15 protein-coding genes are annotated in these 13,712 nt (G+C 63.0%); 7 read left to right on the top strand and 8 right to left on the bottom strand.

The annotated features are described in order from the left end of the window. Nucleotides 1–242: 242 nt before the first annotated feature. Complete coding sequence (locus tag NKJ76_RS02200; RefSeq protein WP_023733307.1) at nt 243–794, bottom strand: DUF4142 domain-containing protein; 552 nt, start codon at nt 792–794, stop codon at nt 243–245. Between the two features lie 325 nt (nt 795–1,119). Here NKJ76_RS02200 and NKJ76_RS02195 point away from each other — a divergent pair, with 325 nt between their 5' ends. Further along, entirely contained in the window at nt 1,120–1,458 is a 339-nt protein-coding gene (locus tag NKJ76_RS02195) for a hypothetical protein (protein ID WP_352460590.1), read from the top strand. Nucleotides 1,459–1,745: 287 nt separating this feature from the next. Here NKJ76_RS02195 and NKJ76_RS02190 read toward each other — a convergent pair whose 3' ends face one another. Together NKJ76_RS02190 and NKJ76_RS02185 are read right to left on the bottom strand one after the other, a co-directional pair. Further along, nucleotides 1,746–2,234 (bottom strand): GNAT family N-acetyltransferase, encoded by a 489-nt coding sequence (locus tag NKJ76_RS02190; protein WP_352536671.1) that lies wholly within the window; start codon nt 2,232–2,234, stop codon nt 1,746–1,748. A 5-nt stretch (nt 2,235–2,239) separates the two neighbouring features. Continuing rightward, complete coding sequence (locus NKJ76_RS02185; protein ID WP_023749108.1) at nt 2,240–3,169, bottom strand: lytic transglycosylase domain-containing protein; 930 nt, start codon at nt 3,167–3,169, stop codon at nt 2,240–2,242. Nucleotides 3,170–3,346: 177 nt separating this feature from the next. Between NKJ76_RS02185 and NKJ76_RS02180 the strand changes: the two genes are divergently transcribed. Next, nucleotides 3,347–3,928 (top strand): methylated-DNA--[protein]-cysteine S-methyltransferase, encoded by a 582-nt coding sequence (locus tag NKJ76_RS02180; RefSeq protein ID WP_352460591.1) that lies wholly within the window; start codon nt 3,347–3,349, stop codon nt 3,926–3,928. 161 nt (nt 3,929–4,089) lie between these two features. On the opposite strand, the gene NKJ76_RS02175 is transcribed toward NKJ76_RS02180, so the two are convergent. After that, on the bottom strand, nt 4,090–4,416 hold the full coding sequence (locus NKJ76_RS02175) for a hypothetical protein (protein ID WP_023689728.1): 327 nt from the start codon (nt 4,414–4,416) through the stop codon (nt 4,090–4,092). Between the two features lie 298 nt (nt 4,417–4,714). Here NKJ76_RS02175 and NKJ76_RS02170 point away from each other — a divergent pair, with 298 nt between their 5' ends. Both NKJ76_RS02170 and NKJ76_RS02165 read left to right on the top strand, forming a co-directional pair. Beyond that, entirely contained in the window at nt 4,715–4,927 is a 213-nt protein-coding gene (locus tag NKJ76_RS02170) for a cold-shock protein (RefSeq protein WP_015316174.1), read from the top strand. Nucleotides 4,928–5,157: 230 nt separating this feature from the next. Next, nucleotides 5,158–5,358: a hypothetical protein gene (locus NKJ76_RS02165; protein ID WP_023671961.1), complete on the top strand. Its 201-nt coding sequence runs from the start codon at nt 5,158–5,160 to the stop codon at nt 5,356–5,358. Nucleotides 5,359–5,458: 100 nt separating this feature from the next. Here NKJ76_RS02165 and NKJ76_RS02160 read toward each other — a convergent pair whose 3' ends face one another. Further along, a complete protein-coding gene (locus tag NKJ76_RS02160; RefSeq protein WP_023689726.1) occupies nt 5,459–6,319 on the bottom strand; it encodes an EAL domain-containing protein in 861 nt (286 codons plus the stop codon). Beyond that, nucleotides 6,316–7,215, bottom strand: a complete 900-nt coding sequence (locus tag NKJ76_RS02155; RefSeq protein ID WP_352536670.1) for an EAL domain-containing protein — start codon at nt 7,213–7,215, stop codon at nt 6,316–6,318. Before NKJ76_RS02155 ends, NKJ76_RS02160 begins: the two co-directional genes overlap by 4 nt. A 274-nt stretch (nt 7,216–7,489) precedes the next feature. Between NKJ76_RS02155 and NKJ76_RS02150 the strand changes: the two genes are divergently transcribed. Beyond that, nucleotides 7,490–8,692, top strand: a complete 1,203-nt coding sequence (locus NKJ76_RS02150) for a pyridoxal phosphate-dependent aminotransferase (RefSeq protein WP_352536669.1) — start codon at nt 7,490–7,492, stop codon at nt 8,690–8,692. A 58-nt stretch (nt 8,693–8,750) separates the two neighbouring features. Here NKJ76_RS02150 and NKJ76_RS02145 read toward each other — a convergent pair whose 3' ends face one another. Beyond that, nucleotides 8,751–9,146 carry a (R)-mandelonitrile lyase gene (locus tag NKJ76_RS02145; protein WP_023695758.1) on the bottom strand — a complete coding sequence of 132 codons (396 nt, stop codon included), beginning with the start codon at nt 9,144–9,146 and terminating at the stop codon, nt 8,751–8,753. 48 nt (nt 9,147–9,194) lie between these two features. Then, complete coding sequence (locus NKJ76_RS02140) at nt 9,195–9,746, bottom strand: methyltransferase family protein (RefSeq protein WP_023695759.1); 552 nt, start codon at nt 9,744–9,746, stop codon at nt 9,195–9,197. Between the two features lie 148 nt (nt 9,747–9,894). Between NKJ76_RS02140 and NKJ76_RS02135 the strand changes: the two genes are divergently transcribed. Both NKJ76_RS02135 and NKJ76_RS02130 read left to right on the top strand, forming a co-directional pair. Beyond that, nucleotides 9,895–10,752 (top strand): alpha/beta fold hydrolase, encoded by an 858-nt coding sequence (locus tag NKJ76_RS02135; RefSeq protein WP_352536668.1) that lies wholly within the window; start codon nt 9,895–9,897, stop codon nt 10,750–10,752. 245 nt (nt 10,753–10,997) lie between these two features. Then, complete coding sequence (locus tag NKJ76_RS02130) at nt 10,998–13,049, top strand: elongation factor G (protein WP_352536667.1); 2,052 nt, start codon at nt 10,998–11,000, stop codon at nt 13,047–13,049. Nucleotides 13,050–13,712: the final 663 nt, after the last annotated feature.

Below are 13,712 nucleotides of genomic sequence, written 5' to 3'. Positions count from 1 at the left end.
ACTTTGCCGCAATGCCTTGCCAACGGCAGGCATCGGCCGTCGCACTCTACGGCGCCCCCCTCTGTCCTGCCGGACATTTCCCCCACAAGCAGGGAGATTGGCTGTCGCCTCAGCCTTCGCCAATTTTCACCGTCGGTAGAAAAGCACGGCGCCGACGCTGCTGATCTCCCCACTCGTGGGGGAGATGTCCGGCAGGACAGAGGGGGCGCCGTAGAATGCTATTGCTGGCCAGTCACCAACCCTCAACCCTGATGCGCGGCCGCGAGTTCCTTCACGTGCTTCTCGTGCATCTGCAGCGTCGGCAGCGTCTTCTTGGCGAATTCCTTCATCGCCGGGTCGTCGCCCGAGTTGGCATAGGTGCTGAACAGGGCAACGGCCTCCTTGTGCGCGTCCGTCTGCATCTGGATGTACTTGGCGTCAAAATCCTTGCCGCTTGTGCTCTTCAACTCGTCGAGCATTGCCTGCTCCTTCGGCTGCAGGGCCGGTCCCGCGGCTTTGGTCGAACCGGTGGTCTGGCCCTGGCTCAGCGCCGCCTTGAACTCCTTGCCGGCTTTGGTGTGGTCCTTGACCATCTGCTTGGCGAATTTCCTGACGTCAGCCGCCTTGGATTTCTCCTCGGCGAGCTTGCTCGACTGGATTTCGAATTCGTTGGAGCTAGGCACGGTCTTGACGAAGGTTGGGGTATCGACCTTGCTGGCGGCCATGGCAGGCGCGACCGCAGTCGAGTTGGCCGCAAAGGCGGCAGGGGCACCGGCGAACAAGGCGACGGCGGCAATGGTGAGAAGCGTTTTCATCTGAGGTCTCCGATTTGAAAATTTCCCTCGGCTAATCAAACGCGGCATTGGCGGCAGGGTTGCGTCCGGAGAACTATTCGTCAGCGACCATCTGCCGAAGAGCCGTCCCGAGCCCCTGGCGGACAAACCTCAGGACAGCACGCCTCGCCATATTGCAGCTGTTCGTTCCAGTTCGGCCGACCCTCAGGCGTGAAATCCATAAGGTTCCACAGGATCTCGCAGATGCCGATGGCGCGCTGATCCTAATGGACGGCGCTGCATTGGGAGCCGGTTGCACTTCCCTGTATTGCGTCTGCAGGTTAGATTTCCGGAGCTGGGGAGACACATGCAAGAGGATGAAGAGATCAATCTGCGCTGCCCGCAAGTGGTGGCCGACAATGCCGCCAAGGGGTTGAGGCTGCGAAGAGAATTCGGCCGGGGCGGCACCGAGATCGGCGTGGCGCGGGCGACGGAACTCAAGAACCGCGAAAAGCTGGCGCCATCCACTATCCGCCGCATGGTCAGCTACTTCGCCCGCCACGAGGTCGACAAGCGCGGCAAGAATTACGGCAATGAAGACAATCCATCGGCCGGCCATATCGCCTGGCTGCTGTGGGGCGGCGACGAGGGCCGCGCCTGGGCGCTTGAGCTCAAAAAGAAGATCGGCAATGCGCCCGATATCTGAGGGCTGCCGTAAAACGACTGGCGGGCCCCAAACCCCCGCCTGGGACCCGCCAAGGAGTGGCTGAACACATGCCGGTGCAGCCCCTCCACATCTGCCAGTCGTCGATCCGCCATCGGTCGAAAGGCATGGATGGTGAGGTAGCATCCGGTTGCGGCGGCCTATGTGAAGCAGTTCACAATCCGAAGGATTTCAACAGCGCTCGAGCAATTCCAGGAAAAGTGGGAACCGGTTTTCCTGGGAAAAGCGCGTAGCGTTTTCCCCAGGGAATTGCGGCAAGAAAAAAGCCCTTACCCTTCCCAGGCGACAGGCACCATTCCCAGCCGCTCGTAGAGCCTGAGCGCGGCGGCGTTCTCGACCGTGTTGGTCTTGAGGTCGACATGGGCCGCGCCTCGATCGCGAAAGGCGTTGAAAGCCTGCCACATCAGCGCTTCGCCAATGCCTTTGCCGCGCGCTTCGGGATGGACCGCGAGGTCCTTGACGAAGGCCCTGGTCCAGCACAGCGCTGCCGCCGCCAGCCGTCCCTTGGCGTCGATGACCAGGAAACACAGCGCCGGGTCGAATTCGGCATCGCTGGATATGCGCGGCCACCATTCGTCGAGCGGGCCGTCGGTGCCGTCGTCGAACACCTCGGTCAAAAGCGCATGCAAGGGCTGCGCGTCACCATGTTCGAAGCAGCGCATGGTAAAGCCGGCCGGCCAGTGCGGTGCAACGAGCGTCTCGTCGAGGATTTTGCGCAGCCGGATGTCGTTTGGAGCCGGCGGGCGCGGTTCAGGCATCGCGCTCAGGCGTCGGGCTGCAGCCGGCGGCGCTTGCGGTCGACACCGAGGCCGGTGGCCTCGAGCAGGCCTTTGCGCTTGGCGTCGAAATAATAGCCGGTCTGGTAGAGCCAATCGGCCTTCTTGGCGTTGCCACCCGCCACCAGCCAGGCGCCACGCAGATATTTGACCGCGTATTTCAGATTGGTTTCGGCGTCGAACAAGCCCTTGGCCGGCCCGTCATAGCCCATGCCGCGCGCCGTCGCGTGCTTGATCTGCATCAGCCCCCAATGGCCGTTATTGTAAGCCTTGGGATTGTAGGTGCTTTCGCGGTTGACGACGTGGCGCACCAGATCGACCGGCACCTCGTAGAGAGCAGCGTATTTCTGGATCAGCCGGTCGACGTCGCCGCGCATGCCGGTCGCATGCTCTTCTTCCGGGAGACCGAGGGGCGCGGCGGGGAACTGGCCCAGGGAAGCAGGGTTCTGCGGCACGACATAGGCTACCTGCTGCACGCCGGGCATGGCGTTCTGGCCGCCCTTGGCGGTCGCCGGCATGACAAGGCTGGCGGTCGTATATTGCGCCGCGACCGGCTGTCCGGCCTTGGCGGGCGCAGGCGCCTGCCAGGCGTTGGCGGCCATCACCGCAGGCAGGGCCGGGGCCGTGGGCGTCGCGCCGGCAAAGGCCGCGGTCGCGGCAGCCGGCTGCGGGGCGGCATCGAGCGCTGGCGTCGCCGGCGTCGCTTCGGCCGACTGAACGGGTGTTATGCCCGAGGATTGCGGCAGCACCGAAACCGTATCGGGCAGCGGCACGGTGAAGCCGGCATCGCTGCCGGCGGTGGTCGCGGTTTCGGTCAGCGCAGGCGTGGCCTTCATCTGCGAGGTCGATTGGCAGCCGCTGAGGGCAGCTGCGCCGACGATCACAGAGATCGCGAAAAGGTTGAATTTTGCTGGCAAGCCGCGCGGGTCCGATTTGTCGGTTGTAAAGAAGTCCTTACACCAGCGATTCCTGGTGGGCAATCGGGACCATCTGGTGGTTTTCGGGTGGCGAGAGCCGGGATCAGATGCCATATTGTTCTGCATATGTACCGGTTGGCATCCCGGTTTTCGCCGCTTTGCGGAAAGGAGCGCATCATGGAAACGGCATCTTCGATCACAGCCGGCCACGCAGTGTTAGAAACAGTGATCGGCTTCATCGGCATCGCCTGGAGCGATAAGGGCCTGATCCGGCTCTGCCTGCCCGAAAGGAGCCGCGAAGCGGTGGAACGCCGGCTGATGCGGCATGCCGGTGTTGCCGCCAATACCACTGCGAACATTGGGCAGCCGCAATGGGTGGTCGAGCTCATCGCCTCGATCAAGGCCTATGCCTCAGGCGAGGACGTCGATTTCTCCGGTGTGCCGGTCGATCTCGACGGCGTCGACGACTTCCGTCTCGCCATCTACGACGCGGCGCGAAAACTGCATTACGGCGAAACCACCACCTATGGCGAACTGGCCAAGCGCGCCGGCCAAGCCGGCCTGCCGCGCGAAACCGGGGCAGCGCTGGGCTCCAACCCGGTGCCGCTGGTCATCCCCTGCCATCGGATACTAGCCGCGGGCGGCAAGATCGGCGGCTTCTCGGCGCCCGGCGGCTCGGCCACCAAGGAAAAGATGCTGGCCATGGAAGGCGTGCGCGTCGGCCCGCCGCCGGCGGCGCAGGTCTCGTTCGGGTTCTAAGAGCTTGAATGGTATGCCGGCTGGGTGTGTTGAGATTCAGGTCAGGCCGCACCGAGAACTATGGTCTTCGAGAACCGGAGCGGAGCGTACTTAATGTACGTGGGCGCCGGAAGCGCAGAAGACCATCGTTCGCAGGCCGGCCTCACTTGAATATCAAATGCCTAATGACGGCGCAGGAAGCGGCGGTGAAAATGGTCGTTCTCGATCCGCTTGCAGAGATAGACCGGGCAGGATTCGGTATCGGCGCTCGGCACATAGGCGCGCTTTCTGACCTCGCCGACATTGCAGAATTGCTGGCTCTGCACATAGCGGTCGAAGAGCGGCAGCCCCGGCACGCGCCTGGACTGATAGCGCAGGATGACCGCGCCCTGGCGGGCGATCGTGCCTTGCACCCTGTCGCAGCTCATACGAGTGGGGTCGTAGCGCGAAATCGCCTGCGCTTCGGCGGCCGCCAGCGTCAGGCAGGCGGCAAGCAGAATGGTTTTCACAACCGTTTTCATGACAGTCTCCCAAAACCGGACTAACGCCGTCGGGCGTCCCGATCTTCCCGATTGCTTGACGCTTTCACGCGATTGGGGCGGCCTTTGGGCGGCGCCACCGCAACGCCATTTTTCGAGCCATCTTGTTTTTGGTGCGAAACCCGCCTATATCAGCTCCATTGATATTTCGGCCGATCGATCCGGGCCTCGCGATCTTCGCGTTTGCTGACGTCTATCTCCAAAATCTCGATACAAACCGGCTGAACCTCGGTTCGGTCAAACCAAAGCAAATGCGAGGACTATTCATATGGCAACTGGTACGGTCAAGTGGTTCAATGCCACCAAGGGCTTCGGCTTCATTCAGCCTGATTCGGGCGGTGCGGACGTTTTCGTTCACATCTCCGCTGTCGAGCGCGCTGGACTGTCGACCCTGGTCGAAGGCCAGAAAATCAACTTCGAGATCGAGCAGGACCGCCGCACAGGCAAGTCGTCCGCTGGTTCTCTGAGCAAGGCAGCCTGATTTTGCGATAGCGCGCGCCGGACGAGAGTTCGGGGCGCGCGGCAAGTCACGGATGTACTGACGGTCGCGCGAGAAGCGCGCTGGAGCGGAAAGACCCGACAAGCTGGATCAGCAGATAGCTGCCGGCCCGGACTCAAAGCTCCGATCAGGCTACCGAAAATGGGAAGGCGGGATTTATCCCGCCTTTTTGTTTGTCTGGAATTGGACGATGGCCATGCTAGTTTCGCCCCATGACCAAGCTCGAACAGATTGAAAGATCCATCGCAGCCCTGAACACCAAAGAACTAAAGGCCTTTACCAAATGGTTCGCAGCGTATCAGGCAGAGGTGTGGGATATGCAGATCGAGGCGGACGCCAAGGCTGGCCGACTGGATAAGTTTGCCGAGCAGGCTTTGGCTGAACTTCACGCGGGCCGAGTTCGCCCTCTTTGAATGCGCGCTACGGCCGAAGGCCGCAAGCCCAACCGGGCATCGCGCCCGTTGGCGTCCCGTCCGGAACGAGCCGCGAAGCGGCGGCAAGCGCGAGCACAAATCAGCGCCGCAGATGCAGCGGCACCACCTTGTTGTCGGCGCCAAGCAGCGCCTCGATCGACAGCGGCTCCCGGTTGAAGATCGTGCCGGCCAGCGCCGGGCGGCCGAGATGGAACCCCTGTAGCAGGTCGACGCCGCCATCCAGCGCGACGCGCAGATGCACGGATTGCTCGATGCCTTCCACCAGCACCTTGGCGCCGCGATCGTGCAGCGACGAGACGAGCGGCCGGAAGAAGCGCTCGGCGGCAGCGTGGCGGCAGAATTCGGCGAACCAGCCGCCGTCGATCTTCACAATATCCGGTTGAAGCAGGCTCATCCGCTCCGCGGTCGAGTGGCCGGTGCCGAAATCGTCGATGGCGATGCGGATGCCGTGGCGCCGCATCTCGCGCACCAGCGGGGCCAGCACATTATCGTCGGCCGCCTGTTCGGTGATCTCGCAGACCAGCATGGCGGCATGCAGGTCGAGATCGCCGAGATGCCGCGTCATCAGCCGGATCTCGGCCAGCGCCCGCCCGAGATGATCGTTGATCATCGGGTTGTAATTGAAGAACAGGTCGAGCCCGTCGACGCCGATGTTGCGGAAGTTTTTCAGATGCAGCATCCGGCACATCGTCTCGACAAACAGGCGGTCGCCCGGCGCAACACTGTCGAAGAACATGGCCGGTGCAACCGGCATGGAAGCGCGCTGCGGTTCGATCAGCGCCTCGACGGCAACCGCGGCCAACGCGCCGCCGCGTGGCGCAAAGATCGGCTGGTAGGCGCTCTTCAGCCGGAACGCGCCGTAGACGCCGTATTCGATGCCGACCTCGTCGGCAAAGATCGCTTCGCCGATATCGCGACGCCTCTCCCGCTGCCCGGTCATGGCCCGGTCCTGCGCCCGAACACCCTGCCCGGCCGCGCCGGAGGCGCTGCAGTCGGGCCGGCAGGCGTCTTGCCAGGCTCGGCCGCCGCGACAGATGGCTGCCCATCCTTGCCGAAAGCGCGAAAGCTGGTCGGCGCCAGTTCCGGCTTTGCCAGCACGAAGCCCTGCACCATCGATGCGCCGGATTTCTCGGCCAATTCAAGCTGCCAGCCTTCCTCGATGCCTTCGAACACCGTCCGGATGCCCTGTAGTTCGAAGTTCGTCACCATGGCAGTCAGCAGGGCAAAGCCGGCGCCCGATTCCATGAGCTGCGTGATCCAGTGCGCATCGAATTTGACGATGTCGGGCTTGAGCTCCTTGATGCGGTTGATGTCGGATTCATCGGCGCCGTAATCGTCGACGGCGATGCGAAAGCCATTGGCCCGCAGCGCCTCGACAAAGCTGTAGAGCGTTTCCTGCGACGCCGACTTCTGCTCGGTCACCTCGCACACGATGCGGCGCGGATCGATCCCGGCTTCGTGCAGCACCAGCCGCATGTCGCGCAACGCGTTGTCGGCGATGGAGCGCTCGGTAAACACCGACGGATCGAAATTGACGAAGATCGAAGCCTCTTGCGGCAGGCAGGCGCCGGCATTGAGCAAATGCAGCGTGCGCGTCAGCGCCTCGATATGCAGGCGGTCGCCGGCCGGACAGGTGCGGAAGAAGTTCATCGGCGATTGCGGCTCGCCGTCACGAAACGGCCGGATCAGCCCCTCGAACGCTGCGATCGAGAGCTTGCCGTCCTTGAAGGCGAAGATCGGCTGAAAGGCGCTCTGCAGCGTGTAGGGACCCCAGACACCTGAAGCGGTGCCGTCATCCTGACGGATGATGTGGGCAAGCCCGGTGCTGCGCGACAAGGGTCCCTCGCTCCGCGAGACAGGCGAAATGGCTGGCGATCCTGCCGTCAAAGGTTTTAGCGGCCGTTGATGAATTTAGTCTTGCCGGGGATGGGCGTCGATTGCAGAGCCCGCAACGCAGAGTGAAACCGTCATGCACGCGCTCCAAAAAGCCGATCTCCACGGGTCCTTGACCCTGGCTCATCCGACAATGCTTGCACTTGCCGGGTCGATGCGACATGAGAGGCGCCGCAGCTGTTTGCGGTTGCGCCGACCCCTCTGGAGATATCTGGCCATGGCCTTTCTTGCCGACGCCCTTGCCCGCGTAAAGCCTTCCGCCACCATCGCGGTGACGCAGAAAGCCCGCGAGCTGAAAAATGCCGGCCGCGACATTATCGGCCTCGGCGCCGGCGAACCGGATTTCGACACGCCCGACAACATCAAGAATGCGGCGATCGAGGCGATCCGCCGCGGCGAGACCAAGTACCCGCCGGTTTCGGGCATCGCGCCGCTGCGCGAGGCGATCGCGAAAAAATTCAAGCGCGAGAACAATCTCGACTACAAGCCCGAGCAGACCATTGTCGGCACCGGCGGCAAGCAGATCCTGTTCAACGCCTTCATGGCGACGCTGAACCCAGGCGACGAGGTCATCATCCCCCGCCCCTATTGGGTCAGCTATCCCGAAATGGTGGCGATCTGCGGCGGCACCTCGGTGTTCGCCGATACTTCGATCGACAATGGTTTCAAGCTCACTCCCGCCGTGCTGGAAAAGGCGATCACGCCGAAGACCAAATGGCTGTTGATGAACTCGCCGTCGAACCCGTCCGGCGCCGCATACACGGAAGCCGAGCTGCGCGCGCTGGCCGACGTGCTCTTGAAGCATCCGCATGTCTGGACACTGACCGACGACATGTACGAACACCTGACCTATGGCGACTTCGTCTTCAGGACGATCGCCGAGGTCGAGCCGAAACTCTACGAGCGCACGCTGACCATGAACGGCGTCTCGAAAGCCTACGCCATGACCGGCTGGCGCATCGGCTATGCCGCGGGTCCCGTCCAGCTGATCAAGGCGATGGACATGATCCAGGGCCAGCAGACCTCGGGCGCCTGCACCATCGCGCAATGGGCCTCGGTCGAGGCGCTCAACGGCCCGCAGGATTTCGTCGCCAGGAACAAGGCGATCTTTCAGGGCCGTCGCGACCTCGTCGTGTCGATGCTCAACCAGGCGCGCGGTATAACCTGCCCGTCGCCGGAAGGCGCTTTCTACGTCTATCCGTCCTGTGCCCCGCTGATCGGCAAGAGGACCAAGGCCGGCAAGGTCATCGACACAGACGAGACCTTCTGCTCGGAACTGCTCGAGGCCGAGGGTGTCGCGGTGGTGTTCGGCTCTGCCTTCGGCCTCGGCCCCAACTTCCGCATCTCCTACGCCACGTCGGAGACGCTGCTGGAGGAAGCCTGCACGCGCATCCAGCGGTTCACGGCATCGCTGACCTGAACTGGCGGCACCGAGACATGAAACCCGGCTTCGAGCCGGGTTTTGTCAGGAGCAGACCTCAGCCGCCATACTGCTCGCTGGTGACCGCTTCCATCCAATCTGCGTGGACGCCGTCCAGCGCTTCCTGCATGGCGACGTGGGTCATTGTCGTCTTTGGACCCGCGCCGTGCCAGTGCTTCTCGCCCGGCTCGAACGAGATCACGTCGCCCGCCTTGATCTGCTGGATCGGCCCGCCCCATGTCTGCGCAAGGCCGGCGCCCGACGTGACATAGAGCGTTTGGCCGAGCGGATGCGTGTGCCAGTGGGTACGCGCGCCAGGCTCGAAGCTGACCAGCGTGGCCCGCAGCCGCGCCGGCGCTTCCTTCTCGATGATGGGCGTCTGCAGCACGCGGCCAGTGAAATACTTCTCCGGTGCGATGAGGGTCGGCACGCTGCCGCAGGCAATGATCTTCATCTCTGGTGACCCCTAAGTTTGGCAGAACCTACCCTGCCCCGGTGCCGGCTACCACCCCAGCCGGGGCCAGAACAGGCCGGCACGTACGCGATAGTCCGCGTAGGCTCCGGCCAGCGGCGTGCGCGAAAATTTCTTCTCTTCGTCCAGCGCCGCAAACACATAGAGGATAGCGATCCCGGCGACCGGCACCACCGCCCAGACCGACCAGATCGCGATCCCCCACCCGATCCAGAAGACGATGTAGGACGTATAGAAGGGGTGGCGGACATGGCCATAGGGGCCGTCGGTCAGCAGGCTGTGCGGATCGTCGGGTGCGAAGGCGAAGCGCAATCGCGCCTTGCGCGACGTGACAATCGCCCACCAGAACAGGGCAGAGCTCGCCAGTTCGACGGCAAGTCCGGTGAGCTTTGCCGAACCCGGCTGCGATTGGATCCAAAGGATGGCGAGAAAGAACAGCGCCGTGGCGATGACCGCCGCCGAAATCACCATGGCGCCTGGAGACATCGCCTGCGATTGGAAATGCGCCCGCATCGACCAGACATACTGGCCAAGCGTCGCGATGCTGCAGATCGAGACAAGAAGATCGAGGACTGGTTCCATTGTCGGGATTCCGCGGGTGGTTGCCATGGAGCCGGAGGTTCGTGCCGGCTATCTCTTTAGAAATCGTTTCTTAACCACATGTTTAAAGAACATATAGAGCCAGCGATGCGATGTTGGCGGTCAGGCAAATCTCAAGGTCTAATCCAGCATGAGCATCACTCACCGCAGCATCCGCACGCCGCAGGCCGACTTGCGCCTCAGCCAGTCGTCTGGGTCCGGCATGCCCATCGTCATGATCCATGGCTCGGGCAGTTCGCGCGCCGTGTTTGCCCGTCAGTTCGACAGCCCGCTTGCCGATGCCCATCGGCTGATCGCCTTCGACCTTCCCGGCCATGGCGAGTCCTCCGATGCCCGCGACCCGGCGACCGCCTATACGATTATCGGCCTTGCCCAGACCACAGCCCGGCTTCTCGACGCTTTGGGCATCGGCCACGCGATCGTCTTCGGCTGGTCGCTCGGCGGCCATGTGGCGGTCGAACTTGCCAGCTTCCACCATGCGGTGAACGGCCTGGTGCTGACCGGAGCGCCGCCGGTGTCGAGGGGGCCGTTCGGTATGCTGCGCGGCTTTCACGCAAACTGGGACATGCTGCTGGCCTCCAAGAAGGTCTACTCCGAACGCGACATCGAGCGCTTCGAGGCGCTTTGCTTCGGCGATACCGCCAGTCCGTCTTTCCGCGAAGCCATAAGGCGCACCGACGGCAGGCTTCGCGCCGGTGTGGCGCGCAGCATGTTTGCCGGCAAGGGCGCCGACCAGAAACAGGTGGTCGAGCACGCCCCGTTCCCGGTTGCGGTGATCAATGGAGAGCATGATCCGCTGGTGCGGCTGAGTTACTTCGAGACGGTGGCCTATGGCTCGCTGTGGGAACAATGCCATGTCATATCAGGCGCCGGCCACGCACCGTTCTGGGAACGCCCAGACCTGTTTAACCCGCTGTTGTCGCGCTACGCCGAGACGGTGGTGAAGCAAAGCGCAGCCAGGCCGGCGCGCCGCACCCAGGCCTGCTGAAATCTACCGGCGGTTCTGACCCCGGCTCTCGCTCCGTCCGTCTGGCGGCGGCGCGATTTCTATTTTCCTTGCCCTGCCGGCTAACCCGTGGGACGATGGGCTTGGGCAGGTGGCTAAGAGAAACAACCCCGCCCCGCGACGGTCGAACAGGCCGGCCGCCGCTCACGACAGGGTGCGATCGGCGCAAAACCGTTTCCACTTTTGCTGATCGCACTCCAAGGGCCAAGCCTGAGTGGAGGTCAGCCATGGGTACTCGCGCCGGAGGACGACGCACGGGACCGAAATGCATTGCCATAGTCGGTCCCTTTGCAAGCGGTAAGACGACACTTCTCGAAGCCATCCTCGCCCGTACGGGCGCCATCCCCCGCCAAAATCCCGTTTCATCGGGAAGCACCGTTTCCGATCATTCGCCCGAGGCGCGGGCGCACGCCATGAGCGTCGAGGCGACCTTTGCCACCACCGAATTCATGGGCGAGCAGATCACCTTCGTCGACTGTCCCGGATCGATCGAATTCTCCTTCGAGGCCGAGCCGGTGCTGGCAGCCTGCGATCTCGCGGTGGTCGTCGCCGAGGCCGACGAGAAGAAGATCCCAGCCTTGCAGCTCATCATGCGCAAGCTCGACGATCTCGGCGTGCCGCGCATCCTGTTCCTCAACAAGGTCGACAAGGCAATCGCCGGCGTACGCGATACGCTGAAGATGCTGCAGCCGACGAGCGCGGCGCCGCTGTTGCTGCGCCAGATTCCGCTGCGCAAGGACAATGTGGTGATCGGTTCCATCGACCTGGCGCTAGAGCGCGCCTACATCTACCGCGAATATGCCGAAAGCCAGGTTGCCGAAATTCCAACTGATGACAAGGCGCGCGAACTGGAGGCTCGATTCTCCATGCTGGAGACGCTTGCCGACCATGACGACCAGTTGATGGAGCAGTTGCTGGAGGAGATCGAGCCGCCGAAAGACGCGGTCTTCGACGATCTGTCCGCCGACCTGCGCGCCGGCGCCATAACGCCGGTGCTTATCGGCACCGCCGAAAAAGGCAACGGCGTGCTGCGCCTTTTGAAGGCGATCCGCCATGACGCACCGGATGTCGAGGCGACGCGCAAACGGCTCGGCGTCCCCGACGGCAATCACACCGTGGTCCAGGTGATGAAGACCATCCACACCGCGCATGGCGGCAAGCTGTCCGTGTCGCGCGTACTCTCCGGCCAGATCGCCGATGCAGCCGAACTCTATTTGTCGAATGGCGAGACGGCGAAGGTCTCCGGCATCTACAAGATGCTCGGCAAGGACCAGTCCAAGGTCACCGCTGCCAAGGCCGGCGACACGGTGGCGTTGGGCAAGCTGGACGAGGTCAAGACCGGCCAGACGTTGAGCTCCACGAAGGGCGGTATCAGGCCGCTGGTCACGCTGACGCCGCCGCAGCCGGTCTTTGCCTTTGCCCTGCGGCCGAAGGAGCGCAAGGACGAGGTCAAGATGTCGGCGGCCATCCAGCGCCTGGCCGAGGAAGATCCCTCGCTCACCTTGCGCCACAACCAGGACTCGGCCGAGACCGTGCTGTCCGGCCATGGCGAGATGCATCTGCGGGTCGTGCGCGAGCGGCTGGAAGGCAAGAATCAGATTCCGGTCGAAGGCCATGCGCCTGCCGTCCCCTATCGCGAGACGATCCGAAAGACGGTGCAGCAGCGCGGCCGCCACAAGAAGCAGTCCGGCGGCCATGGCCAGTTCGGCGATGTGGTGATCGAGATCAAGCCGCTGCCGCGCGGCTCCGGCTTTCAGTTCTCGGACACCATCACCGGTGGCGTCGTGCCCAAGACCTACATCCAGTCGGTCGAAACCGGCGTGCGCGATTATCTGAAATCCGGCCCGCTCGGCTTCCCTGTCGTCGATGTCGCCGTCAACCTCTCCGACGGCTCCTACCACGCCGTCGATTCCTCCGACATGGCTTTCCAGATGGCGGCCAAGCTGGCCATGAAGGAAGGCATGGCGGCCTGCTCGCCGGTGCTGCTCGAGCCGGTCATGAAAGTCGAGATCGTCACGCCGTCCGAAGCCACTTCGAAGATCATCGCGCTGATCCCGCAACGGCGCGGGCAGATCCTTGGCTACGACGCGCGGCCTGACTGGCCGGGATGGGATGTCGTGGAGGCGACCATGCCGCAGGCCGAGATCGGCGACCTGATCATCGAACTGCGCTCGGCGACCTCCGGCGTCGCCAGCTATCGTTGCGCCTTCGATCACATGGCCGAGCTGACCGGACGGTTGGCCGACGAGGCGATGAACGCCAACGGCAAGGCTGCCTGACAGGCCGAAGGATGATCCGCACAAAAAACGGCGCCCGGATGCCCCGGACGCCGCTCTTATTGCGGACCGTCTTCTTGGGAGGAAAACGGCAGGTCCGCCGCACGTATCCGCCGCGCCATACGGCACTGGCAGACGAATAGGTTCGGACGCGGTAGCCGCCTGAGCCCGGATCTTCCGAGTGATGCCCCCATCTCCCGGTCGAACCACACCGCGTCCTATGATCTGCTTAAACGATGAATCGCGCCTGCGGCATGTTACCTGAGGTTACATGTCACTGTTACGCGGCGATTTTGCTCGATTTTTCGCTGGCTACGGCAGGTCCGGAAACAAAAAAGCCGGATCAATGAAGATCCGGCTGAGTTTGATTGGAAGTGCCTGTTAAGGCTAACCTCCAGAGGGGAACACTCGAGGGCGCTAATGGGAGGAGAACGCGCCCAGGAGATGATCTATATATGTGCTGTTCATGCCCAAGAAACAAGCATCTATTTTGCAACACACGCATGCAAAAAGGTACAGGCTGTGGTCTAACCCATGTCTAGGGGCCATAGGACCACGAAAAGTTGCCAAATGAATGGCGCGACCGTGCTGTTGCCTTCGCAGAACCGCAAGTCGGGCTGATTCTCGCGCTCGCGGGCAAAAAGCCGAATGACTTTGAATCGGGCA

This window comes from Mesorhizobium sp. M0029 (genome assembly GCF_040323735.1).
Classification (GTDB): domain Bacteria; phylum Pseudomonadota; class Alphaproteobacteria; order Rhizobiales; family Rhizobiaceae; genus Mesorhizobium.
Note: the sequence above shows the minus strand (reverse complement) of the source record. Positions and strands in the feature narration are given on the sequence as shown.

Excerpts from the sequence above, each read along its gene's own strand:
- NKJ76_RS02165 (WP_023671961.1), top strand. The coding sequence starts at position 5,158 with ATGACCAAGCTCGAACAGATTGAAAGATCCATCGCAGCCCTGAACACC.
- NKJ76_RS02200 (WP_023733307.1), bottom strand. The coding sequence starts at position 794 with ATGAAAACGCTTCTCACCATTGCCGCCGTCGCCTTGTTCGCCGGTGCC.
- NKJ76_RS02160 (WP_023689726.1), bottom strand. The coding sequence starts at position 6,319 with ATGACCGGGCAGCGGGAGAGGCGTCGCGATATCGGCGAAGCGATCTTT.
- NKJ76_RS02145 (WP_023695758.1), bottom strand. The coding sequence starts at position 9,146 with ATGAAGATCATTGCCTGCGGCAGCGTGCCGACCCTCATCGCACCGGAG.
- NKJ76_RS02190 (WP_352536671.1), bottom strand. The coding sequence starts at position 2,234 with ATGCCTGAACCGCGCCCGCCGGCTCCAAACGACATCCGGCTGCGCAAA.
- NKJ76_RS02170 (WP_015316174.1), top strand. The coding sequence starts at position 4,715 with ATGGCAACTGGTACGGTCAAGTGGTTCAATGCCACCAAGGGCTTCGGC.
- NKJ76_RS02180 (WP_352460591.1), top strand. The coding sequence starts at position 3,347 with ATGGAAACGGCATCTTCGATCACAGCCGGCCACGCAGTGTTAGAAACA.
- NKJ76_RS02135 (WP_352536668.1), top strand. The coding sequence starts at position 9,895 with ATGAGCATCACTCACCGCAGCATCCGCACGCCGCAGGCCGACTTGCGC.
- NKJ76_RS02130 (WP_352536667.1), top strand. The coding sequence starts at position 10,998 with ATGGGTACTCGCGCCGGAGGACGACGCACGGGACCGAAATGCATTGCC.
- NKJ76_RS02195 (WP_352460590.1), top strand. The coding sequence starts at position 1,120 with ATGCAAGAGGATGAAGAGATCAATCTGCGCTGCCCGCAAGTGGTGGCC.
- NKJ76_RS02140 (WP_023695759.1), bottom strand. The coding sequence starts at position 9,746 with ATGGAACCAGTCCTCGATCTTCTTGTCTCGATCTGCAGCATCGCGACG.
- NKJ76_RS02150 (WP_352536669.1), top strand. The coding sequence starts at position 7,490 with ATGGCCTTTCTTGCCGACGCCCTTGCCCGCGTAAAGCCTTCCGCCACC.